Annotated in this window: 14 protein-coding genes; 5 read left to right on the top strand and 9 right to left on the bottom strand. The window is 71.7% G+C overall.

The annotated features are described in order from the left end of the window. Positions 1-117: 117 nt before the first annotated feature. On the bottom strand, positions 118-2,337 hold the full coding sequence (gene katG, locus ACFVW8_RS07110) for a catalase/peroxidase HPI (protein ID WP_389686915.1): 2,220 nt from the start codon (positions 2,335-2,337) through the stop codon (positions 118-120). Between the two features lie 338 nt (positions 2,338-2,675). Here katG and ACFVW8_RS07105 point away from each other — a divergent pair, with 338 nt between their 5' ends. Next, positions 2,676-3,092 carry a Fur family transcriptional regulator gene (locus tag ACFVW8_RS07105; protein ID WP_389686913.1) on the top strand — a complete coding sequence of 139 codons (417 nt, stop codon included), beginning with the start codon at positions 2,676-2,678 and terminating at the stop codon, positions 3,090-3,092. An 80-nt stretch (positions 3,093-3,172) separates the two neighbouring features. On the opposite strand, the gene asnB is transcribed toward ACFVW8_RS07105, so the two are convergent. The 3 genes from asnB to ACFVW8_RS07090 all read right to left on the bottom strand — a co-directional run bounded on the left by asnB (position 3,173) and on the right by ACFVW8_RS07090 (position 6,583). Further along, positions 3,173-5,014 (bottom strand): asparagine synthase (glutamine-hydrolyzing), encoded by a 1,842-nt coding sequence (asnB, locus tag ACFVW8_RS07100; protein ID WP_389686911.1) that lies wholly within the window; start codon positions 5,012-5,014, stop codon positions 3,173-3,175. A 386-nt stretch (positions 5,015-5,400) separates the two neighbouring features. Further along, on the bottom strand, positions 5,401-5,769 hold the full coding sequence (locus tag ACFVW8_RS07095) for a VOC family protein (protein WP_389686909.1): 369 nt from the start codon (positions 5,767-5,769) through the stop codon (positions 5,401-5,403). A 40-nt stretch (positions 5,770-5,809) separates the two neighbouring features. Beyond that, positions 5,810-6,583 (bottom strand): oxidoreductase, encoded by a 774-nt coding sequence (locus ACFVW8_RS07090; protein ID WP_389686907.1) that lies wholly within the window; start codon positions 6,581-6,583, stop codon positions 5,810-5,812. 81 nt (positions 6,584-6,664) lie between these two features. On the opposite strand from ACFVW8_RS07090, the gene ACFVW8_RS07085 reads away from it, so the two are divergent. Beyond that, a complete protein-coding gene (locus ACFVW8_RS07085) occupies positions 6,665-7,237 on the top strand; it encodes a TetR/AcrR family transcriptional regulator (protein WP_389686905.1) in 573 nt (190 codons plus the stop codon). Between the two features lie 278 nt (positions 7,238-7,515). Here the strand turns inward: ACFVW8_RS07085 and ACFVW8_RS07080 are convergent, their stop codons facing one another. Next, entirely contained in the window at positions 7,516-7,959 is a 444-nt protein-coding gene (locus ACFVW8_RS07080; protein WP_389686903.1) for a MarR family winged helix-turn-helix transcriptional regulator, read from the bottom strand. A gap of 302 nt (positions 7,960-8,261) precedes the next feature. Between ACFVW8_RS07080 and ACFVW8_RS07075 the strand changes: the two genes are divergently transcribed. The 3 genes from ACFVW8_RS07075 to ACFVW8_RS07065 all read left to right on the top strand — a co-directional run bounded on the left by ACFVW8_RS07075 (position 8,262) and on the right by ACFVW8_RS07065 (position 10,736). Further along, positions 8,262-9,035: an SDR family NAD(P)-dependent oxidoreductase gene (locus ACFVW8_RS07075; protein WP_389686901.1), complete on the top strand. Its 774-nt coding sequence runs from the start codon at positions 8,262-8,264 to the stop codon at positions 9,033-9,035. Between the two features lie 184 nt (positions 9,036-9,219). Beyond that, positions 9,220-10,089 carry an SDR family oxidoreductase gene (locus tag ACFVW8_RS07070; protein ID WP_389686899.1) on the top strand — a complete coding sequence of 290 codons (870 nt, stop codon included), beginning with the start codon at positions 9,220-9,222 and terminating at the stop codon, positions 10,087-10,089. Continuing rightward, complete coding sequence (locus ACFVW8_RS07065) at positions 10,086-10,736, top strand: hemerythrin domain-containing protein (protein ID WP_389686897.1); 651 nt, start codon at positions 10,086-10,088, stop codon at positions 10,734-10,736. The genes ACFVW8_RS07070 and ACFVW8_RS07065 overlap by 4 nt, the downstream gene beginning before the upstream one ends. Positions 10,737-10,866: 130 nt before the next feature. Here the strand turns inward: ACFVW8_RS07065 and ACFVW8_RS07060 are convergent, their stop codons facing one another. The 4 genes from ACFVW8_RS07060 to ACFVW8_RS07045 form a co-directional block, all read right to left on the bottom strand. Further along, the gene (locus tag ACFVW8_RS07060) at positions 10,867-11,604 is read right to left on the bottom strand and encodes a restriction endonuclease (RefSeq protein WP_389686895.1); all 738 of its coding nucleotides are present in this window, start codon (positions 11,602-11,604) and stop codon (positions 10,867-10,869) included. A gap of 18 nt (positions 11,605-11,622) precedes the next feature. Beyond that, entirely contained in the window at positions 11,623-11,832 is a 210-nt protein-coding gene (locus ACFVW8_RS07055; RefSeq protein WP_389686893.1) for a hypothetical protein, read from the bottom strand. Positions 11,833-12,074: 242 nt separating this feature from the next. After that, positions 12,075-13,475, bottom strand: coding sequence for an MDR family MFS transporter (locus ACFVW8_RS07050; RefSeq protein WP_389686891.1), 1,401 nt, complete (start codon positions 13,473-13,475; stop codon positions 12,075-12,077). Continuing rightward, positions 13,472-23,449 (bottom strand): amino acid adenylation domain-containing protein, encoded by a 9,978-nt coding sequence (locus ACFVW8_RS07045; RefSeq protein ID WP_389686889.1) that lies wholly within the window; start codon positions 23,447-23,449, stop codon positions 13,472-13,474. Before ACFVW8_RS07045 ends, ACFVW8_RS07050 begins: the two co-directional genes overlap by 4 nt.

Below are 23,449 nucleotides of genomic sequence, written 5' to 3'. Positions count from 1 at the left end.
TCCCCCCGGGTGGGGGGTGTCACCCCCTTCTGCGCGGGGCCCCGGGCCTGACGCCCCCGGCCGCACGGGGCGGCCGCGGAACGGTTTCCCCTTGCCGCCACGGCCCGTTCCTGGTGATCAGACGAGGTCGAACCGGTCCAGGTTCATGACCTTGTCCCAGGCCGCGACGAAGTCCTTCACGAACTTCTCCTTCGCGTCGTCGCTCGCGTAGACCTCCGCGACGGCGCGCAGCTCCGAGTTCGACCCGAAGACGAGGTCGGCACGGCTGCCGGTCCACTTCACCGCACCGGTGGCGTCACGGCCCTCGAAGGTGGTGGCGTCGGCGGACGCCGACTTCCACGTCGTACCCAGGTCGAGAAGGTTGACGAAGAAGTCGTTGGTCAGCACACCGGGGGTCTCGGTGAGGACACCGAGCGAGGACTGCTGATGGTTGGCTCCGAGGACCCGGAGCCCGCCGACGAGGACCGTCAGCTCGGGAGCGGTCAGCGTCAGCAGGTTCGCCCGGTCGAGCAGCAGGTACTCGGCCGGCAGCCGGTTGCCCTTGCCGAGGTAGTTGCGGAACCCGTCGGCGGCCGGCTCCAGCTCGACGAACGACTCGACGTCCGTCTGCTCCTGCGAGGCGTCGACGCGGCCCGGCGCGAAGGGGACCTCGATGTCGAAGCCGGCGTCCTTGGCCGCCTTCTCGACGCCTGCGGCACCCGCGAGCACGACGAGGTCGGCGAGCGAGACCTGCTTGGCGCCGGAGTTGAAGGACTCCCGGATGCTCTCGAGGGTACGCAGCACCGACGCCAGCCGGTCCGGCTCGTTGACCTCCCACCCGTTCTGCGGCTCCAGACGGATGCGTGCGCCGTTGGCGCCGCCGCGCTTGTCACTGCCGCGGAAGGAGGAGGCCGACGCCCACGCGGTGGAGACGAGCTCCGAAACCGACAGGCCGGATTCGAGGACCCGGGCCTTGAGCGAGGCGACGTCCGAGGCGTCGACCGTCTCGTGCGTCGCCGCCGGGAGCGGGTCCTGCCACACCAGCGTCTCCGCCGGGACCTCCGGGCCGAGGTAGCGCACGATCGGGCCCATGTCGCGGTGGGTCAGCTTGAACCAGGCGCGGGCGAAGGCATCGGCGAACTGCTCGGGGTTCTGGTGGAAGCGCCGCGAGATCTCCTCGTACGCCGGGTCGAACCGGAGCGAGAGGTCGGTCGTCAGCATCGTCGGCGCGTGGGTCTTCGACGCGTCGTGCGCGTCGGGGACCGTACCCGCGCCTCCGCCGTCCTTCGGCCGCCACTGGTGGGCGCCGGCCGGGCTCTTGAACAGCTCCCACTCGTATCCGAAGAGGATGTTGAAGAAGCTGTTGTCCCAGGTGGTCGGGGTGTCCGTCCAGATGCCCTCCAGACCACTGGTGATCGCGTCGGCGCCCTTGCCGGTGCCGTACGTGCTCTGCCAGCCGAGGCCCTGCTGCTCCAGCGGGGCGGCCTCCGGGTCGGGGCCGACGTTGTCCGCCGGGCCGGCGCCGTGGGTCTTGCCGAAGGTGTGGCCGCCGGCGATCAGGGCGACCGTCTCCTCGTCGTTCATCGCCATGCGGCGGAACGTCTCACGGATGTCGCGGGCCGCGGCGATCGGGTCCGGATTGCCGTTCGGGCCTTCGGGGTTGACGTAGATGAGGCCCATCTGCACCGCGCCGAGGGGATTCTCCAGCTCCCGGTCGCCGGTGTAGCGGTCATCGCCCAGCCAGGTGGTCTCGGGGCCCCAGTAGACGTCCTCGTCGGGCTCCCACACGTCCGCGCGGCCGCCGCCGAAGCCGAAGGTCTTGAAGCCCATCGACTCCAGGGCGACATTGCCGGTGAGGACGATGAGGTCGGCCCAGGAGAGGTTCTGGCCGTACTTCTTCTTGACCGGCCACAGCAGCCGGCGGGCCTTGTCCAGGCTCGCGTTGTCGGGCCAGCTGTTGAGCGGGGCGAAGCGCTGCTGGCCGGCTCCGGCGCCGCCGCGGCCGTCGCTGATCCGGTAGGTACCGGCGCTGTGCCAGGCCATCCGGATCATGAAGGGGCCGTAGTTGCCGAAGTCGGCGGGCCACCAGTCCTGCGAGGTGGTGAGCACCTCGGCGATGTCCCGCTTCACGGCCGGGAGGTCGAGGCTCTTGAACGCCTGGGCGTAGTCGAACTCCTCGCCGAGCGGGTTGGCCACCGCGGGGTTCTTGGCGAGGATCTTCAGGTTGAGCCGCTCCGGCCACCACTGGCGGTTTCCGCCGCCCTGGGTCGGGTGCGGTGCGCGACCGTGCGCGACGGGGCAGCCGGAGACCTCCTCCGTCTTCGGGTCGGTGACGATCGCGTCGTGGTTCTCAGTCATGGAAATCCTTCCGGACGGGGCGGATCACGTTGTTCTGGAACTGCGAGTGCTGGTGTGCCGTGAGGAGTACGTCAAGAGCCCCGTACACGGCCCGAAGGGAGAGATGCGGCCTGCGTGTACCCGCGCCCCGGAGGCGAGCGCCTCGGTGCGGGGGCGGTCCCGGTCCGGATGCCGGCGTGAGCGCATCCGTCGCCTGAAGTCACGCACTTTCCTCTGCTGTTGACCTGTCCCTTGGCTGGCAGCCGGATTCGATCCTACGATGGACCTAGTCCAAGTCAATACGACAGACGGGTCTGCACGCATCATTCGTCTGAAGACGCACAGTTAGGCTGGTGAGCATGAGTGACCTGCTGAGACGGCTTCGTGGACGTGGCTGGCGAATGACCGCTCAGCGGCGGGTGGTTGCCGAGGTGCTCGCGGGTGAGCACGTCCACTTCACGGCGGACGAGGTGCTCGTGCGCGCCGCCGCCCTGCTGCCGGAGATCTCCCGCGCCACTGTCTACAACACCCTCGGCGAGCTGGTCTCACTCGGCGAGGTGATCGAGGTGGGCACCGACGGCCGGGCCAAGCGTTACGACCCGAACGCGCACCACCCCCACCAGCACCTGGTGTGTTCCGAGTGCGGCGCCATCCGGGACGTCCACCCCGCCGGCGACCCGCTGGCCGGACTGCCGCTCTCGGAGCGCTTCGGCTTCACCGTCTCCGAGGTCGAGGTGACGTACCGGGGCCTGTGCCCCGACTGCGGCGCCGGGTGAGCCCAGCTGCGCCCCGACAGCCGGGAACCTCCGGAGCGCCCGCGCTCCGGAGGTTCCCGGGTACGACCGTGCCCGGCCGGTCAGGAGAGCGAGATGTCCGGCTTGTAGAGATCGAGCCAGAGCGCCAGGTCCAGCGTGCGCTCCAGCCCCCGCCGGGACGCCTGGGTGATCTGCGGCGCTTCGTGCTGCGCCGCGCGCGCGACGCGGCCCCGGTCGACGAGGTCGAAGACGGGATGCGAGGGCTGCGCCAGCAGGTCCTTGGCGTGCCCCTGGAGGGCCAGGGCGTACTTGGGGTCCTGGGTGGAGGGGTACGGGCTCTTGACCCGGTCGTAGACCGACTTCGGCAGCACGTCCGCCGTGGCCTCGCGCAGCAGTGACTTCTCCCTGCCGTCGAAGGACTTCAGCGACCACGGCGTGTTGTACACGTACTCGACCAGGCGGTGATCGCAGAAGGGCACCCGCACCTCGAGGCCGACCGCCATGCTCGCCCGGTCCTTGCGGTCGAGCAGGACACGCACGAAACGCGTCAGGTGCAGATGGCAGATCTTGCGCATCCTGAACTCGAAGTCGCTCTCGCCCTCCAGCCGCTGGACTCCGGCGACAGCCGTGCCGTAGCTGTCCTGGATGTACGAGGGGATGTCGAGGGCGGCCGTCAGATCCGACCTCAGCACGTCGGAGTCGTCCCCGAAGTGCTGGGCGAAGCGCACCAGCCACGGGAAGGTGTCGGCGCGCCGCGCCTCTTCGTCGAAGAACTGCAGATAGCCACCGAAGACCTCGTCCGCCGACTCCCCGGAGAGCGCGACGGTCGAGTGCTCGCGGATGGACCGGAACAGCAGGTACAGCGAGGCGTCCATGTCGCCGAAGCCCATCGGGATGTCCCGCGCCCTGATCACCTGGGCCCGCACCTCGGGGTCGGCCAGTGCGTTCGAGTCCAGCACGATGTCACGGTGGTCGGTGCCCGAGGCGCGTGCGACGTCGTGCACGTACGGCGTGTCCGGGGTGGTGCGCAGCTCGTCGGCGACGAAGTTGTCCGCCTGCCCGAGGAAGTCGACGGCGAAGCTGCGCACCGTCTCACCGTTCTCGGCGAGCTGGCGGGCGGCGATCGCCGTCATGGCGGAGGAGTCGAGTCCGCCGGAGAGCAGGGTGCAGCGCGGTACGTCCGAGACCAGCTGGCGCCGCACGATGTCGTCCAGGAGCGTACGCACATGGGCGATGGAGTCGTCCTTGCTGTCCGTGTGCGGACGGGTCTCAAGCTGCCAGTAGACGTGCCGGCGCAGTCCGTTGCGGCCGACCGTGACGACTGTGCCGGGCTCGACCTCGCGCATCCCCTCCCACACGGCGTGGCCGGGCGTCTTGACGAAGGCGAAGAGCTCGCGCAGTCCGTCGAGTCCGACGCGGGCACGGGCCAGAGGGTTGGCGAGGATCGCCTTGGGTTCGGAGCCGAACAGGACGCCGTCGGGGGTCTCGTAGTAGTAGAAGGGCTTGATGCCCATCCGGTCGCGGATCATGACGAGTTTGTCGTGGCGCCCGTCCCACACGGCGAACGCGTACATCCCGTTGAGCCGCTCGGCGACCGCCTCACCCCACTCCAGATACCCGTGCAGCACGACCTCGGTGTCGGAGTCCGTGGTGAACCGGTGCCCGCGTCCGGTCAGTTCGCGGCGCAGCTCGGTGAAGTTGTACGTCTCCCCCGAGTAGACGAGTGCGACCGTTCCCTGCGGAGTGTCCGCCGTCATCGGCTGGCGCCCGCCGGGCAGATCGATGATGGCCAGTCGACGGTGCCCGAGCGCGGCCGGACCGTTGATCCAGGTGCCGCGGTCGTCGGGGCCGCGGCAGGACATCGTCTCCGTCATCGCGTCCACGGTCGCGGACGCGCTGTGCAAGTCACGTTCGAAGGAGACCCAGCCGGTGATGCCACACATGCGCTACCTCCTGCGTACTGTCGTCGGCCGGGGTCCGGAAAACCCGCCTGAACAGCGCATTCGAGGGCTGCGCCACTCCCGGCCGAACTAGATGTACTCACCAGTTACGTAACGAGAGTGCGGCCCGCCATTGCATACGGTCAACGTGGCCGTAACACGGCGAAGGCCACCACCCGCACACTTTCGGCCGCCCGCCGCACCGCGCGGGACGGCGTCACCACGGACTGCGCCGCATCCACCCGCCCGGGCCGGGGCGGCAGAGAGGCGGAGCGGCACATTCCGGCCACGGGCAAAGACTTACTCAATGTTGCCGGCGGCTCCGCGGCCAACCCCTGGTCCGGTACGGGACGCCGGCTTCCGCCTCACCCCCGCGCCTCCGCGGACAGTCAGGCCGGGCGGAGGCAGAAGGGGTGGCCGGCGGGGCTGGCGTACACCCGGGAGCCCTGCCGGCCGGAGGCGGCCACCTCACCCGCCGGTCGCAGCCGCCTGCCGCCGGCGTCGAGCACCGACCCGTCCGCCGCTTCCATGTCATCCGTAGCGAGGTCGAAGTGCATCTGCCGGGAGAGCCCGTCGGGCCACTGCGGCGGCACATGGTCCGGTACGTACTGGATGACGACCACGGGGAAACCGTCGGGCTGCAGAAAATGGTGCGTCGCCGTCCTGGTGACCGCGCCGCCGAGCAGGCGGCGCCAGAACGCGCTCTCGCCCTCCAGGTCCGCGGCCTCCACAACCAGTGATGTCAGGCTGACCTTCATGGTGTCGCTCCTCGGTTCGTGTTCGTGCGGGGACCGCGGCTCAGACGACGGGGATGATGCCGCCGTCGACCCGGAACTGGGCACCGGTGAGCCATTTGGCACGGCTGGAGGCGAGGAACGCGATCATCTCCGCCACGTCTCCGGGTTCGCCGGGGCGCCCCATCGGCACCTTCAGGTGGTCGACGAGCTGCTGCTCGACGGATTCGATGCCGACGCCCTGGCTGTCGGCCATCTGCTGAAGATGGCTGACAGCCCCCTCCGTGACGACGAAGCCCGGCAGCACGCACACCACGCGCACGCCGTGCTCCCCCACCGCCGTCGCCAGCTCGCGGCTGTAGGCGTTGAGCGCCGCCTTCGCCGCGGCGTACGACGCCTCACCCGGCTGAGGAAGGTGACTGGCGATGGAGGAGACGTGCACCACGACACCGGAGCCACGCTCGACCATCCCGGGCACCAGGGCCCGGTCGAGACGCACCGCACCGAGCAGGTTCATCTCCAGATCGGCGAGCCAGGACGCGTCGGACCGCTCCAGTGTCGGCACCGGCCCGGTCGCCGCTCCCGCGTTGTTGACCAGCACGTCGATGCCCCCGACGCTGTCCAGCACGCGCCGCCCCAGTTCCGCCGCACCCTCTGCGGAGCGCAGGTCGGCGGGAACGAACGTGGCGGGCAAATCGTCCGGGGGCGCGGTCCGTGAGGCCGTCAGTACGGTGGCGCCGGCTGCGGCGAAGCGACGCGCGGTCGCCTCCCCCAGCCCACGGCTGCCGCCGGTCACCAGCACACGCAGCCCGGCGAGCCCCTCGTCGTCGATCGTCACGGACGTACTCCTTCGGTAAAGTGAACCTGACTCCGGAAACTGTACACATAAACGGAGTCGGACTCACCTTATGGAGGACCGTTGCCGTCATCACGTCCGCTGCGCGCCGATGCCCGCCGCAACCGCGAAGCACTCCTGACTGCGGCGCGTGAGGCCTTCCTCGCCGACGACGATGCCCACGTGGAGGAGATCGCGCGCAGGGCCGGCGTGGCCGTCGGCACCCTGTACCGCCACTTCGAAACGCGCGAAGCGCTCGTCGCGGAGGTGTACCGCCAGGAGGTGACCGAGCTCTGCGCGGCTCCGGCCCGGCTCCTCGCCCAACACGCTCCGGACGAAGCCCTGCGCGCCTTCCTGCTGCTCCTCGTGGAACACGCGGCAGTGGGCAGAGGGATGGGTGAGGTGCTGGAGAGCATCATGGCGACCGACTCCCCGGTCTTTGACGACACGCGCGCCGAGATGGCCCACGCCCTGGACGAGCTGCTCGACGCGGGCGTTGCCGCCGGCCTGGTCCGCGGGGGCGTCGACGGAAGGATCGTCCTGCGCGCCCTCGGCGGCATCTGCGGGCTGCGTGCCGTCGGCTGGCGGGACGACGCGGTACGCATCGCCACGATCCTGTACGACGGGCTGCGCTACGGCGCGGCGGATCGCGGGTAGGGCGCACGCCCGGCCAGTGGACCACCGCCCACCGCGATGATGCCGGGCTCGTCGAGCGCGGACTTTTGACGCCGTCGGCGCGCCGACGGTGCCTGCGGTATCCGCCCACGCACCGAGCCGGGACCCGCCGTGCCCGACCGGCTGCCGCTCATAATCTCAGGGTTACTGACGAATATGGTCAATGTGCCTGACCATAAGGGCGAGGATGAAGCCCGCCGACTGCCCAGACGGCTCAGGGTGAACGGGAATCGGGAACAGATGGCTCGGCGCGGCGAGGCCTACCGCGCGTAAGGGTCAGTGATCTCGCGGAGCTGATCCAGGATCTGGTGCAACAACGTGAAGTTGCGGGTGCCCAGGTAGGCCTTCCACTCCGAGAGGATCTCGTCGAGTGTCGCCGAGGCCACCTCGACCGCCCGCCTGCCGCGCTCCTCGATCACGATCAACCGGGCGCGGCCGTCCGTAGGATCGGGGACCCGGCGCACATAGCCGAGGCGTTCCAGCTGGTCGACCAGCACGCCGGCGCTCTGTTTGCTCATTTGTGCCTGGTCAGCAAGGTCCGTGAGGCGCGACCCGTCCGGCGCGACGCGCTGGAACACCCGGCACTGGGCGAGGGTCCAGTCGTCGAACCCGGCATCCTGCAGGGCCCGGAACATCCGGTCCTCCGTGTACCGGTAGGGGATGAACAGCGACACCCCTAGATCAACCCGCTGCTCGTCATCCATGCCGCTCTCGACTCCGTCGCCCACCTGATCCCACGAGGTTCACACCCTACGGGAACGCCGACGCGGCCGGGCCCCGCCGGCCCCGGCCGCGTCGGCGCGGGCGCGGCACCGCGCTCGCCGCGTTCCGCACGCACCGGCAGCCCCTCCGCGATCTCCCGCCGACCGCTGTTGCCGTTGGCGTTGCCACATGCCTACAGTAGTCAATGTTCCTGACTAATACGGAGGGCGGCGATGAGAGGACGTGCCGTGCGACCCAAGGACTGCTCACATCCGGAGAAGACAGAGAGAACGCAGGTAGCGCGATGACATCCACGTCACGCCTGGCAGGCAAGCGGGCCCTGGTCACCGGGGGAAGCAGCGGAATCGGTGCCGCGATCGTGCGGCGGCTCGCCGCCCAAGGAGCCACGGTCGCGGTCAACTATCGATCCGACAGGGAGGCGGCCGAGGCGCTCGTCGGCGAACTCCGTGACAGCGGGTGTGCCGCCTCGGCCTTCCCGGCCGATATCGGTGACAGGGCGCAGACCCACGAGCTGGTCGGCGCAGTGGTGTCCGAGTTCGGCGGCCTGGACCTGCTGGTCGGCAACGCCGGGGTCGAGCACTTCGGAGCGCTGGAAACCATCACTCAGGCCGACTTCGACCACGTCTTCCAGACCAACGTGGCCGGGCAGCTGTTCGCCACCCAGGCGGCGGCAGCCGCGATGACCGACGGCGGCCGGATCGTGCTCAGCTCCTCGGTCAGTGTGCGCCTGTCAGTCTGTCAGCACGCGCTGTACGCGGCAAGCAAGGCCACCATTCCGGCCATGGTGCGCAGTCTCGCTCCCGAGCTGGCCGAGCGGAACATCAGCATCAGCGCGATCGCCCCAGGAGCCACCGCCACCCGCATGGCCGGCTATGCCCCCAACTACGTCCACCCCGCCCTCGCCGACGTGCCGTTCCCCGCGCTCATGCGCTCCATGAGCGCACTCGGCCGGTTGGCCCAACCTGACGAAATCGCCACCGTGGTCGCGTTTCTGCTCTCCCAGGACGCGTCCTTCATCACCGGCACCACCATCGAAGCCGACGGCGGCTGGAAGTGACACACCGGCTCATCGCGCTTGCCCGCGACGCCAGGACTCTGTGCGTCGGAGCCGGCCGGGTCGGCCGCCGGCGGGCCGGGCCCGGTGCCGTCTGACGGAGCGGGTCGGCCGCTCATCACGCGGCACCGGCGATTCACCCACGCCGCAATGAACTCACACCGAACACTTGTCGAAGGGAAATACCATGTCCACTGTCATCACCGGAGCCACAGGTCACCTCGGCCGGCTCATCGCCGATCAGCTGCTCGCCGCAGGAATGCCACCGGAGCAGATCGTGGCCACCGGCCGGGACACCGGCAAGCTCGCCGACCTCGCACAGAACGGGGTCACCGTGCGGCGTGCGGACTTCGCCGACCCCAGCACCCTCGATGACGCTTTCGCGGGCGCCGCCGCGATGGTGCTGGTTTCCACGACGACGGTGGGTGAGCGGTTCGACAACGCCCGCAACGCCATTGACGCGGCACGCCGGGCGGGGGTCTCCCGCATCGTGTACACCAGCATCCTGAATGCCTCGACCGCCCAGATGACGCTCGCTGACGGGCATCGCCGCACCGAGGAGTACCTGCGTGACAGCGGGTCGCCGTTCGTCATTCTGCGTAACGGATGGTATCTGGAGAACTACACCGACCAGCTCCCGATGATCACCCGGTACCAGGCGCTGCTGGGCAGTGCGCACGACGGGCGTGTCAGTGCTGCCGGCCGACATGACCTGGCGGCAGCCGCAGCCGCGGTGCTGACGCAGGACGGACACCTCGGCAGGACCTACGAACTCGGCGGAACACCGTTCACCCTGACCGAACTCGCCGCCACGTTCAGCGATGTCCTGGGCACACACATCGCCTACCGGGACATGCCGGTGGCCGACTACACCGCGACTTTGACGGATGCCGGGCTGCCTCCGGAGATGGCCGCCGCGGTGGCTGATGCCGATGCCGGGCTGGCCCGCGGAGAGCTTTTCACCGACAGGGACGACCTGGCCAGGCTCATCGGCCGACCGGCGATCACGGCGCGTGAAGCCGTCCGGAACGCCGCGGCCGTCGAGGAGTCGCGGTGAATGCTCCCGGGACCGGCGTCGACACCCATGAGATGGTGCTGATACACCGTGTCCTGCGGCGCGAGTTCGGTCAGCTTCCGCGGTTGTTCCGCGCCGCGGCCGGTGACCGTGCCCGGTCCAAGGTCATCGGTGCGCATGCCCGGGAGATGCTGACTTTCCTCCACACACACCACACCGGCGAGGACGAGCTGCTCTTTCCGCTGCTGCGTGAGCGGGCAGCCCTCGATCCGGAACTGATGGACCGGATGGATGCTCAGCACACGCAGGTCGACGACGCCGTCTCGGCCATCGCCTCTGAGTTGCCGGCCTGGACGGCGGGCGCGGACGCTGCCACCGGCGAGCGGATGGCCGCCCACATCGACGCCATGATGCCGACACTGATCGAGCACCTGGCCGAGGAGGAGCAGGAAATACTGCCGATCGTCTCCGTCACACTGACGCAGAGCGAATGGGACGCACTCGGCAAGCACGGCATGAGCGCGATCCCCCTCACACGGCGGCTGGTCATCCTCGGGCACATCACCGAGGAAACCGAAGACGCGGAACGGCGAAGGTTCATGAAGGTCCTGCCGGTCCCGGCCCGAGTGGCCTACAGGCTGATCGGCCACCGTCGGTTCACCCGCGAAACCAGCGAGATCCGCGGCTGACCCGCGGAGGACCGAACAGGAACCGGTGTTGCAGTCATCATCGGCAGCGGCCGGCAGCAGCCGGTGTACCGATGGCTCCACTCCGACGGGGTTATGGCGAGCGTCTGCACATCGGCCATGCCGCATCCGGCTACTGGCCTTTACGGGGCGGGGGGATCTTGGGCAGCAACTCCCACAGGGGACGTCCGCCGCCCGCCCAGGCCGCGAGGGTCCGCCGGTCAACCAGGTGCATGTGCAGTTGCGCGGCGAGCGGTGCGCAGCGGGTGGAGAAGCGGCCGTTGGTGACGACCAGGACGATGTCCGCCCCGTAGAGCTGGCGGGCGGTGCCGTTGACCCGCTGGAGGTCAGGGGTGCCGACCGCCGAGCCCCGGTCACCGTCCTTGCGGTGCTTGCACTGGATCACCCAGGACCGGCCGAGAGGATCGGTGGCCAGGACGTCCGCGCCGTTGTCGCCGGCCCCGCCGATCTGGCGGGCGTCGGTACATCCGTCGCGGCGCATGAGATCGCGCACCGAGTACTCGAACTCCCGGTGGTGCAAGGCGTCCAGCTGAGGCAGCCCGTAGCGCAGGGCCTGCTGTTGCACCCGTTCCCAGACCTGCCGCTGTTGGCGGCGGTGGACCCACCACGCCCCGCCCACCGCCGCGACGGCCCCCAGAACGACCAGGGCCCACCAGTTGTTCACGAGCCACGAGATCATTGCCCACGCCACCGCGGCCGCCAGAACACCCATGCCGAGCCGGACCGTTTGGGTGTCGCGCTGCCGCTGCCGGCGCGAGGTACGCCGGCGCGACGTGGTGCGGCGTACGTTGCGCCGGGGTGCGGGACGTCGGGGTGCGGGACGTCGGCGTTGCGGGCGACGGGTGGCCATCGGGCGGCTCCGGGGGTGTCAGCGGCTGGAGTCGGTGATGCCGGAGGCGAGCCGGCTCAGGAAGTCGAGGATTCCTTCGCCGACCGGGGTCGGTGCGATGACGATGCCCAGCGCGAGCACGATGATCACGGTGAACTTCTCATCGCTTCGGCTGCGGGCCTCGGTGCGGCGACGCAACCGCAGGAAAACGATGACGGCGAGCAGCACTCCTACGTTGATCGTCAGCATTCCGCCCGCCCCCGGATCATCCTCGGTCCTGTTCCGACCCCCTGTTGTATCCGCAACTCGCCCCGCCGCGCCGCCCGGTCACCACATGATGACGCAAAGTGACCGGTTGGCCGGATCCGCACACGGGAACGCAGGTGAGACGCGGGGGCAGCCGCGAGAGCGAGGCGGGTTGAAACAACGCGGTGCGATGGAGAAAGCGGCCGGGATACAGGCGCTGCTGCCGTCCGGCGGCTGCCGGCGTATCAAGCCCCCTTGGCCCGCGTCCGCGGCAGTCTCGTGGCCCCTGCGGCAGCGAACAGGCAGAAGCCGAGGACCCACCAGAACGTGTCGCCGAAGGCCGTGGAGACGTCCGGGCCGTGGGCGGACAGACGGTTCTGCAGAACCACGGCGAGGGCCGCGGTGCCGACCGAACCGCCCACCGTGTTGAGCAGGTTGAGCGCGCCCGACGCACGCGGCAGGTGCTCGGGGTCGATGCGGCTGTAGACGATGTTCATCACGGGCGCGCCGACCATCGCCATGCCGAAGCCGCGGACCGCCAGCGCCGAGACGATCACGGCGTCCGGGATTCCGTGGCCGAGTTGGGTGAACGGGGCCGTGCCCGCGAGGATCAGGGTGATGCCGGTGATCACCAGGGTGCGCGGGGGGACCTTGTTGATGGTGCGGTTGACCAGTACCGATCCGGCCGCCGCGCCCAGCCCCTGGGGGGCGAGCAGCAGGCCCGCCTCCCAGGCGGACATGCCGCGGCCGGTCTGGAAGTAGAGCGGCAGCAGGAACATCGTGCCGAAGACCGAGGCGCCCAGGACGAGAAGGGAGAGTGCGGCGGCGCCGAAGGGGGGCCGGGTGAACAGCCTGGGGTCGACCAGCGGTGTGCCGCGGGTCCGCAGGCCGTGCACGGTGAAGCCGGTCAGCATCGCCAGTCCCACGGCGACGCCTGCCGTGGCCGGGACGGTGCGGCCGTGGGCGACCTCGGTCAGGCCGAACACGAGCACGGCCAGGCCGGGTGAGAGCAGCAGGGCTCCCCGCAGGTCGAACGGCGTCCGCCGGTTCGACGGAGGCACCACGGGCACGTAGCGGCGGGCGAGCAGCACGGCCACCACGCCGATCGGCAGGTTGACCAGGAACAGCCACGGCCAGGGCGCCACGGAGAGGATGGAGCCCCCGGCCAGCGGGCCGAAGACCGGTGACAGCAGCGGGACGACCGCGACGACGCTGATCACCCGGCCGGTGCGGCCGGGTCCCGCGACGCGGGCCAGCAGGGCCTGACCCGTCGCGGGCAGCAGCCCGCCGCCGAGGCCCTGGATCACCCGGAACACGATCAGGCTGGTCACCGACCAGGCCGACGCGCACAGCACCGAGCCGAGCAGGAAGACGCCCACGGCGGCAAGCCACGTCCGGCGGCCGCCGAACCGGTCCGCCAGCCAGCCGGACGCGGGTACGGCGGCGACGACGGCCAGCAGGTAGGCGGTGGTGACCCACTGGATTTCGGCGACGGACACGTCGAACTCGTCGGTCAGGCGGTCGATGCCGACGCTGACGATCGTGGCGTCCAGCGTGGCCATGAAGGTGCCCAGCACCAGGATGAACGCGGTCCGCAGCAGTTGTCGGTCGACCCGCTCCTCCGGTGGTGCGGCGTGCTCGCTCATCGGCCCGCCAGGAGGTCGCTCACGTCGTTGTCCAGGTGCTTGTCCAGGGTGCGCAGGAGATCGAGCAGTTCGTCGGCGAGTCCGTCGGCGTCCGTGCCGGCCCGGTGGGCGAACACACCGGTCCAGCCGTCGCCGTCCGGCATGACGGTCAGGGTCACCGGGTGGTGGGTCGCCTCACGGAAGCGGGTTGTGACGACCGTGAGCCCCGGGGCGGGTTCGCGGAGGCGGTCCGGGTCGACCGGGTAGTTCTCGAACACCACCAGGCTGTCGAAGAGCCTGCGCCGCCCCGTCAGCCGTTCCAGGTCGGACAGGGCGACGTGGTGATGCTCGATCAAGGCCCGCTGGCCTGACTGGAGTCGGACGAGTGTCTCGGCAAGTGTGCCGGTGAGCCGTGCGCGTACGGGCACGGTGTTGGCCAGCAGACCGATGATTTCCTCGACGCCCGCCAGCTCCGGGGGGCGGGAGGACACCATGGCGCCGAAGCAGACGTCCCGGTGACCGGAGCGCCGTGCGAGCAGCACCGACCAGGCGCCCTGCACGAGTGTGTTCAGGGTCAGTCCGCGCCGGGCGGCGAGGGCGGTGAGGCCGGCCACCAGTGCGGCGTCGAAATCGATGACCTCGGGTTCCTGCCGGGCGGGCCCGGGTTCGCCGCCGCCCAGGTAGTCGCCCTCGGGCAGGCCCTCCAGCTCGGCCGCCCACGCACCGAGGTCGGCCTCGTGCTCGGCGCACCAGTTCAGGTAGCCGGCGAACGGTACGGGAGCGGGCAGATCCGGAGCGCCGCCACGCACGTTCGCCGTGTAGAGGGCGAACAGTTCGGCGAGGATGCGCGGGGCCGACCAGCCGTCGGAGAGCACGTGATGGCTGGTCATGACGAGGTCGGCGCGCTCAGGGCCTCGGTGGATCACGGTCAGGCGCAGGAGCGGGCCGCGGGCGAGGTCGAAGGGCTCGGCCAGGTCGGCCGCCAGTACCTCGTCGGCGGGCCCGTCGCTCACCCGGAAGTCCGGCGCGGGCGATACGGGGATCACCGCCAGGTCGGCGGGGAACACGGCGCCCAGGTTCGGGTGCCGGGCCAGCAGACCGGCGCCCGCGGCGCGCAGGGCGTCGATGTCGAGCGGGCCCGCGAGGGTGAACGCCGACTGCACGGTGTACGGGTCGGGGCGCTCGGTGCGCGAGTGCCGCAGCATCACCTCCTGCAGCGGGGTCAGCGGCTGGATGCCGGCGACCGGGCGGTCGCCGTCGAGCGCGCTGGTCCCGGCGGTGGCGGCGATGCGCAGAAGCGCGGTCCGCAGGCTCTCCCCCAGCTCCTCGGCCTCCGAGGCGGTGAACAGCGCGGCCGGCCAGGTGATCCGGACCCCGAGCACGTCATCGCGTACCAGGGCGTTGACCATCAGGCTGTACGGCAGCGGCATGGCGTCGGAGCCGTTCGACCCGAGCGGGTCGGCGTCCGGGGGCGCCTGCCACGGCGTCTCCGTTTCGGGGGCGCCCGGGTAGCGGCCGAGGTAGTTCCAGGCGATCTCCGGGTGCACCGGGTCCAGCAGGCCGGCCGCGGTGAGAATGCCGTGCCCGAGGCCGTCGCCCTGGGCGCGCAGCCGCTCCCTGACCGCCTTCACGTCGTCGTCCGCGTCGAGCCGTACGGGGTGGATGGCCGTGAACCAGCCGACGGTCTGGGAGAGGTCGACCTCGCGCGGGCGGCCGTGGCTCTCCAGCGCGACCAGCACCTCGGGCGTCCCGTGCCAGGCCCGTACCGCCTGCGCGAGCGCCGTCAGCAGTACGGCGTCCGGCGTGGTGCGGTGGATGGCCGGCAGGGTCGTGATCAGGACGCGGGTCGATTCGGTGTCGAGCCGGATCTCGTGGTGCGTGGCGGTGGCCACGGTGTCCCGGGCGGGGTCGAGGGGGCGGGTGAGGGCCGGTGTGCTGTTCATCCGCTGCCAGTGCGGCAGTTCGTCCCGCCGGTCGGCGTCGCGCAGCGAACGCGCCCAGCCGAGGAACGACTGGCCGTGCCGGGTCAGCGTTCCGCCGGAGTGCGCGTGCTCCAGGTCGTCCAGGAGGACGCGCCAGGAGACGCCGTCGACGACCAGGTGGTGGGCGATCAGGACGAGCCGGCCGGGCCGGTCAGGTCCGGCGTCCACCCACACCGCGCGCAGCAGCGGACCGGTGCGCGGGTCCATGGACTCGCGGGCCGCGGCAATCCCCGCGTCCGAGGGGGCGCGCAGGTCGCCGTCCGCGCGTACGCGGGTCAGTACGTCGGCTCCGGTCACCGCGCCGGCCGGCGGGATGTGCAGCGTGTCGCCGGTCAGCCGGGCGCGCAGTACGTCGTGCCGGGCCAGGAGTGCGTCGAGCACGGACCGCCAGGCGGTTTCGTCGCCGCCCGGCGGGACGCAGACCTCCACCCACTGGCAGAATCCGTCGGCGGCCTCCCCGGCGCGGCTCAGCAGGTCCCGCATGACCGGGGTCAGCGGCGCGTCCCCGGTGGCGGGGGCCTCGGCGGTGTCGAGGGCGGCGGCGCGCGCCGCGATCCCCGCGACGGTCTCGCCCTCGAAGACGTCCTTCGCACTCAGGCCGAGCCCCTGGCGCCGGGCCCGTGACACCACTTGCAGGGACACGATGCTGTCCCCGCCGATGGCGAAGAAGTTGTCGTCGGGTCCGATGTCGTCGCTGCCGAGGATGTCCCGGAACACGCCGAGCAGTACCGCCTCCTGTCCGGTGGCGGGTTCGCGCCGTGCGGCGGCGACGGTCTCGGGGGCCGGCAGCGCGGCGGAGTCGAGCTTGCCGCTGGGGCTCAGCGGCAGCCGGTCGATCGGCACCAGCGCCGTCGGCACCATGTGGTCGGGCAGTTCACCGGCCAGGTACTCACGCACCTGTGCGGTGTCGAGGTGGGCGTCGTCGGTCGGGATGACGTAGCCGACGAGCCTGCCCCCACGCACGATGACGGCGCAGGCGCGCACGTCGGGGTGGCCGGTCAGAGTGGACTCGATCTCGCCCAGCTCGACGCGGAAGCCGCGGATCTTGACCTGGTGGTCGGCTCGGCCGAGGAAGACCAGCTGGCCGTCCGGCCGCCAGCGCACCAGGTCGCCGGTGCGGTACATCCGCTCGCCGGGCGGGCCGAACGGGTCGGCGACGAACGTGCCGGCGGTGAGTCCGGGGCGGCCCAGGTATCCGCGCGCCAGGCTCGGTCCGCCGAGGTACAGCTCGCCGGTGACTCCGGTGCCGACGGGCTGGAGCCCGCCGTCGAGGACGTAGGCGCGGACGTTGGGGTCGGGGCGGCCGATGGGCAGCGGTCCCGCATCGTCCGGGTCGTAGTGCCAGGTCGCGGAGTTGATCGTGACCTCGGTCGGCCCGTAGGCGTTGAAGAGCGCCCGGCGGCACTGGCCCCAGCGTCGCGCCAGCTCGGGGTCGAGGCGTTCGGCTCCGACGACGAAGAAGACGTCGGGGTCCACCGTGCGGTCGTCGGGCATCGCGGCCAGGAACGACGGGAGCAGGTTCACTCCGGTGACCCGGTGCTCGGTGATGTAGTCGAGCAGTTCGTCGCCGGGGACGCGCACCTCCTCGGGCGCGATCACAGAGGTGCCGCCGGAGAGCAGCGGGACCATGGTCTGCCAGAACGCGACGTCGAAGCCGGTCGACGCGAAGTGCAGGTACCGGTCGTGCTCGGTGACGCCGACGACCTCCTCCTGCAGCGCGATCAGGTCGGGCACGCCGCGGTGGGTCACACCGACGCCCTTGGGGCGCCCGGTGGTTCCGGAGGTGTAGATGACGTAGGCGAGCGCATCCTCGGTGAGCCTGGTGCGTGCCCCGGCCGGGTCGGTGTCCGGGACAGACGCGAGTGTGTCGGGGTCGTCCAGCCGCAGGACCGGGATGTCGCGGTCGACGGGCAGTTCGGCGCCGGTCGTCACGGCGGCGGCCGGGGCGATGTCGTCGAACATGTAGGCCAGCCGCTCGCGCGGGTAGCTCGTGTCCATCGGTACGTACACCGCGCCGGCCTTGGCCACTCCGAACAGTGCCACGGTCATCTCGACGTCGCGTCCGAGCAGGACCGCGACCGGGTCCTGGGGCCGCACCCCGCGTTCGATGAGCGCATGGGCCAGTTGGTTGGCCTGCCGGTCCAGTTCGTCGTAGCTGAGGCTGCGGTCGCGGCAGACCAGTGCCTCGGCGCCGGGCTTGCGGCGTACCCAGGCGGCGAACTCGTCCAGCCAGTGGCCGCGGTCCCTGGCGGGTACGACGTCGGTTCCGGTGCGCAGCATCAGCGCCCGCTCGTCGGCGTCGAGGGCGGGCAGCCGGAGCGCGGGCCGGGCCGGGTCGTCGACGATCTCCCGCAGGAGGTTGTGCAGCCAGCGGCCGTAGTCGCGCACGGTCGAGGCGGTGAAGGCACGCGGCTGGTAGCCGAGGCCGATGGTGATCTCGTCGTCCGGGATCACGATGACGGTCAGGGCGTAGTGCGTGGCGTCGGTGATGTCCACCCCGGCCAGGTCGAGGCCGGGGGTGAGCGGGGTGCGCTTGCGGCTGGAGAGCGGGAAGTTCTCCATGACGAGCATCGTGTCGAAGAGCTCGCCGACGCCCACGGCCCGCTGGATCTCGGGCAGTCCGACATGGTGGTGCTCGGCCAGGACGACGCTCTCGGCGTGCACCCGGGCCATGAGGCCGAGCACGGTCTCGTCCTGGGTGTGCCGGACGCGTACCGGAATGGTGGTGCCGAGCTGGCCGATCATCGACTCGACGCCGTCGACCTCGGCGGGCCTCCCGGACACCGGGCAGCCGAACACGACGTCGCGGCGCCCGGTGAGCCGGCCGAGCAGCAGGCCCCACGCCGTCTGCAGGACCGTGGTCAGGGTGACGCCCTGTTCGCGGGCGAACGCGCGCAGCCGGTCGCTGAATTCGGGGCCGAGCCCGATGGTCTCGCGACCGGGCCGTTCTGCGCCGGTCTCGATGCTCGCGGGTGCCAGCCGGGTGGCGTCGTCGACGCCGGCCAGTGCGTCCCGCCAGGCGGCGAGCGACGTGTCCCGGTCCCGGCCGGCCAGCCAGCGGAAGTACTCCGGGAGCGGCGGGGCGGCCGGTGCGGCCGGGCCGCCGCTCAGCTCCGCGTAGATGGCGAGCAGGGTGCGGCCGACCAGCGGCATCGACCAGCCGTCGAGCAGGGCGTGGTGGTTGGTGATCACCAGCTTGTGCTCGGCCGGGCCGACGCGGGACAGCAGGAAGCGGATCAGCGGCGGCCCGGCCGGGTCGAACGGGCGCTCCAGATCGGCTCGGGCCGCTTCGGGGAACCGGTCGTCCTGCCGCCAGTCCAGGGTGACGTCGGCGGGGATCACCTGCACCACGTCGTCCCCTGCGGTGCCCAGGTACACCCGCAGGGCGGGGTGGCGCCGCAGCAGTTCGCGGGCGGCCTCGGCCATCCGGTCCGGCTCCAGCTCGCCGGCCAGGGTGGTCACGGCCTGGACGACGTAGACGTCGGTGTCCTGGTCGTCGCGGACCAGGGTGTGGAAGGAGAGACCGACCTGCAGCGGGGTGGCGGGCAGGACGTCGGCGATGCGTCCGGTGCGCTCCAGTGCATCGATGGCGGACTGGTCGAGGTCGACCAGTGGCAGGTCGGAAGGGGTGAGCCCGCCCGGGGTGTGGAGTGCGTGTGCGGCCAGCGCGTCGAGGGCGGCAGCCCAGGCCTCTTGCAAGGCCGTCAGCGCCTCGGTGCCGAGCACTTCGGTGGCGGCGGTCCACTCGACGGCGAGCCGGGGCGTGCCCTCCTCGTGGACGAAGCAGTTGAGGGCGAGCACCTGTTCCAGGGCCTTGGCGGCGGGCTCGGTCACGGAGAACGCGTCACGCTCCGGCAGGCGCCAGCCCGTTCCGGGCAACGGGGCGAACCGGCCGAGGTAGTTGAGCAGCACGTCCGGCGGCGGGGTGGCGGCGAGTTCGGCACCGGCCTCCGGGTCGAGGTGGCGCAGCACGCCGTAGCCGATCCCGCTGTCGGGGACGCCGCGGCGGGCCTCCTTGGCGGCGCGCAGCGCCTGCCCCACGTCGTCGGACGCGGGAACGCGTACCGGGTACTCGCTGGTGAACCAGCCGATGGTGCGGGACAGGTCGAGGTGTTCGCGGCCGTGGCCCTCCATCGAGACGGTCACCGCGTCGCCCGTCAGGCCCCAGCCGCGCAGGGCGAGGACGAGCGCGGCCAGCAGTACCTCGTCGACACCGGCGCGGTACGCCGCGGGCAGCGTGGTCAGCAGCGCTTCGGTGGCCTCGGCCGAGGCGACGGTGACCGACCGGTGGGCGGTCGAGACGGTGTCGCGCCTCTGGTCCAGCGGCCGGGCGCCGAGCCGGGACGCGGAGGCCGATGCGGCCCGCCAGTAGTCGAGTTCACCGCGGCGTGCGCCGGATTTTCCCTGCTCGGCGAGGAGCGCGGCGTGCCGCCGCCAGGACGCGCCGACCGGGGCGGGTGTGCCGCCGGTGCAGGCGGTGTGCAGGTCGGGCAGCAGGATGCGCCAGGAGACGCCGTCCATCGCGAGGTGGTGCACGACGACGACCAGCCGGTCCGGTGTGCCGTCGCCGGTGCGGAGCAGCGCCACCCGCAGCAGGTCGCCGGAGCGCGGGTCGAGTTCTCCCGCCAGCCGCTCGGCCAGGGCCGTCACGTCCTCGCCGTGCACCTCGGACACGACGGCCGCAACGGTGCCGCGGGGCAGTACCTCCAGGCCGTCGGCCACCCGCAGCCGCAGCGCGTCATGGTGGTCGAGCACCGTCCGTACGCCCGTGACCAGGTCGTCGTGGGCGAGTTCGCCGACACGCAGGGCGGTCCACTGCGCGTATCCGGCGACCACGTCGACGTCCGGGTGGGGGTCGAGGAGGCCGCGCACGATGGGGGGCGCGGGCACGGGGCCGGTCGGGTCGTCGACCGCCTCGGGGGCTTCCTGGAGCAGTTCGGCGGAGGCTGCCAGGGCGGCGAAGCTGCGGCGGGCCAGCAGGTCCCTGGGACGCAGCGCGAGGCCGGCCGCCCGCAGCCTGCTGCTGACGGTGATCGCGGTGATGCTGTCACCGCCGAGGGCGAAGAAGTCGTCGTCGACACCGACCCGTTCGACTTCGAGCACCTCGGCGAGGACCGCGCACAGCAGCCGCTCCCGGTCGGTGCCCGGCTCCCGGCCGATGCCGCCGGGCAGCGTGGGCGCGGGCAGGGCGGCGCGGTCGAGCTTGCCGTTGGGTGTGACCGGCAGCCTGTCCAGCACCACGACCGCAGCGGGCACCATGTGCTCGGGAAGCCGCTCGGCCAGCTGGGCACGGGCCTGGTCCCCGGTGACCGAGGCGGACGCGATGTATCCGACAAGACGGGACGCACGGACCCCGGCGGCAGCGGCGGTGACCCCGGGCACGGCGGCGAGGGCCGCCTCGACCTCGCCGGTCTCCACCCGGTGGCCGCGGATCTTGACCTGTCCGTCGCCGCGGCCCCGGTACTCCAGGCCCCGGCCCGGCACCCAGCGGGCCAGGTCGCCGGTGCGGTACATCCGCTCGCCGGGTGCGCCGAACGGGTCGGCGACGAAGCGTTCTGCGGTCGCCCCCGGCAGGCCGAGGTAGCCGCGGGCCAGATGCGGGCCGGCCAGGTAGAGCTCGCCCGCCGTGCCGTGCGGCACGGGCTGGAGGGCGCTGTCGAGCACATAGATCCGGGTGCCCGCGAGCGGGTGGCCGATCGTCGGCTCGTCGCCCTCGATCCGCGCGGTGGTGCTGTCCACGGTCGCCTCGGTCGGCCCGTAGATGTTGCGTGCGGTGATCCCGGACCCGGCGATCCACTGCCACAGCGCGGGCGGGGTGGCCTCCCCGCCGAGGACGAGCAGGGCCGGCCGCAGGTCCAGCAGCCCGGCGTCGATCAGCGGTGCGGCCATCGACGGCGTGGTGTCCACGATGTCGATGCCGTCGCGGGCGTACGCGGCGAGCAGGGCGTCGGCGTCACGTGCGGTCTCGGTGTCGTAGACGTGCAGTTCGTGTCCGCACAGCAGCCACACCAGGTGGTCGAAGGCGGAGTCGAAGGCGAACGAGTAGGTGTGCGCGACGCGCAGTTGCCGGCCCGCGGCCTGCTCGGCCTCGGCGATGACGGTCGCCCGCTGGTGGTGCAGGAGCGCGGCCAGGCCGCCGCTCCGGCCGAGTACGCCCTTGGGGCGTCCGGTCGATCCGGAGGTGTGGATGACGTAGGCGAGGTGCTCGGGGTGCCGGGGCGCGGCCAGTTCACCGGCCGTCAGGGGCGCGCCGGACAGGTCGGCGGCCTCGCCGAGCAGGGTTTCCCACGGCAGTCCGTCGACCGCGCCGGTGGTCAGCACCAGGGCGGGACGGGTGTCGTCGATCAGCTCGCGCAGCCGCTCGGGCGGGTGCGCGGCATCCAGGGGGAGGAACGCGGCGCCGGCGTCCAGCACGGCCAGCAGGGCGGCCACGGAGTCGGCCGAGCGCGGCAGCGCCAGCGCCACGACGTCGTCGGGCCCGATTCCACGGGCCCGCAGGGCGCGGGCCAGCCGGTGCACCCGGTCCGCCAGGCCGGCGGCGGACAGCCGGTGGTCACCGCAGACCAGGGCCGTACGACCGGGGCCGGCGGCGGTCATCGCGTCGAACGCGGCCGGTACGTCCACCGGTGTGCCGGGCAGTGCGGCGGGGCGCCAGGGCTCCAGCGTGCCGTCCAGGTCCTCGGTCAGGGCGATCCGGCCGACGGGCAGGCCGTCGGTCAGCCCGGCCAGCAGGGCCCGGAGCCCGGACAGCAGACCGTCGACGGCTGCCTGGTCCCTGGACCGGGCGTCGACCTCGAAGCCGAGCAGCAGCCCGCCGTCGCGGGTCGGCAGCACGCTCAGGCCCATGTCCTCCGGCGGACCGCCCGCGACGTTGCGCATCACTCCGCCGGCCCCGGCGAAGTCGATCGCCAGGTCGAACGCCTTGAGGTTGATCCCGCGACCGTGCAACAGTGCGCCCGCGCCGGGCACTTGGAGGTCACGGGGCAGATCCTCGCCCCGGTAGCGCTGGTGGTCACGCATCTCGCGCATGGCGGAGGCGACTCGCCGGCTCAGCTCCCCGAGCCCGTCCCCGCCGCGCACCGCCACCCGCAGCGGCAGCACATTGACCGCCATGGCGGGGGTACGCAGCTCGGTCGAGCCGGCCCGGCACATCAGCGGCAGTGCGAAGACCACGTCGGTGCGCCCCAGCATCCGGTGCAGGAAGGCGGCGTAGCAGGCGATCAGCGCCTCGCCCCAGGCGACGCCCTCCCGGCCGGCGAACGCGCGCAGACTCGCCGTCTCGTCGGGCGTGATCACGGCACGCGCGGTCAGGGTGCGGTCGGGCAGACCGTCCACGGTGCCGGGCTCGGCGCCGTCCCCGAGTTCGGGCAGCGGGGTGAACCGGTCGACCCAGTACGCGCGGTCCTCGGCGAACCGGTCGCTCTCCCGGTACGCCCGGTCGGCGGCGACGAGGTCCGCGAACCCGCCGAACGTCGACCGCGGCACCTCCGTCCCGCGCACCAGGGCGGTGTAGTGGGCGGCGGTTCGGCGGGCGAGCATCGCGGCGGTGTAGCCGTCGAAGACGAGGTGGTGACCGAGCTGGGTGTACCAGACCTCGCGGTCGGACAGCCTGATGACGGTACGTGCGTACAGCGGCCGGTCGGTCATCCCCCGGCATGCCTCGGCCACCCTGGCCCGCTCTGCGTCGACCAGCGCCTGGGCCGCGGCGGCCGGTTCGGCGGCGCCGCTGACGTCGACCACCTCGGGCAGCTCGACCGGCTCCGTACCGACCCTCTGGCGTGGCCCGTCCTGGGTCTCGTGGACCCGCAGCCGCAAGCTCTCGGCCTCCTCGGTGGTCGCCCGGACCGCCTCGGCCAGCGCATCCGCGTCGACCGGTTCGCTGCCGGATATCTCCACCACGTCGCCGACCACGTAGTACGGCGAGTCCGGCTCCAGGCGCTGCGCGTTCCAGATGCCCAACTGGGCGCTGGTCAGGGCGAGAAGGCCGTCCGAGGGCGCGCTTGCGGTACTCAA

The organism is Streptomyces sp. NPDC058221 (assembly GCF_042882365.1).
In the GTDB taxonomy this organism is placed as follows: Bacteria; Actinomycetota; Actinomycetes; order Streptomycetales; family Streptomycetaceae; genus Streptomyces.
Note: the sequence above shows the minus strand (reverse complement) of the source record. Positions and strands in the feature narration are given on the sequence as shown.

Excerpts from the sequence above, each read along its gene's own strand:
- katG (WP_389686915.1), bottom strand. The coding sequence starts at position 2,337 with ATGACTGAGAACCACGACGCGATCGTCACCGACCCGAAGACGGAGGAG.
- ACFVW8_RS07105 (WP_389686913.1), top strand. The coding sequence starts at position 2,676 with ATGAGTGACCTGCTGAGACGGCTTCGTGGACGTGGCTGGCGAATGACC.
- asnB (WP_389686911.1), bottom strand. The coding sequence starts at position 5,014 with ATGTGTGGCATCACCGGCTGGGTCTCCTTCGAACGTGACTTGCACAGC.
- ACFVW8_RS07095 (WP_389686909.1), bottom strand. The coding sequence starts at position 5,769 with ATGAAGGTCAGCCTGACATCACTGGTTGTGGAGGCCGCGGACCTGGAG.
- ACFVW8_RS07080 (WP_389686903.1), bottom strand. The coding sequence starts at position 7,959 with ATGGATGACGAGCAGCGGGTTGATCTAGGGGTGTCGCTGTTCATCCCC.
- ACFVW8_RS07075 (WP_389686901.1), top strand. The coding sequence starts at position 8,262 with ATGACATCCACGTCACGCCTGGCAGGCAAGCGGGCCCTGGTCACCGGG.
- ACFVW8_RS07070 (WP_389686899.1), top strand. The coding sequence starts at position 9,220 with ATGTCCACTGTCATCACCGGAGCCACAGGTCACCTCGGCCGGCTCATC.
- ACFVW8_RS07060 (WP_389686895.1), bottom strand. The coding sequence starts at position 11,604 with ATGGCCACCCGTCGCCCGCAACGCCGACGTCCCGCACCCCGACGTCCC.
- ACFVW8_RS07055 (WP_389686893.1), bottom strand. The coding sequence starts at position 11,832 with ATGCTGACGATCAACGTAGGAGTGCTGCTCGCCGTCATCGTTTTCCTG.
- ACFVW8_RS07050 (WP_389686891.1), bottom strand. The coding sequence starts at position 13,475 with ATGAGCGAGCACGCCGCACCACCGGAGGAGCGGGTCGACCGACAACTG.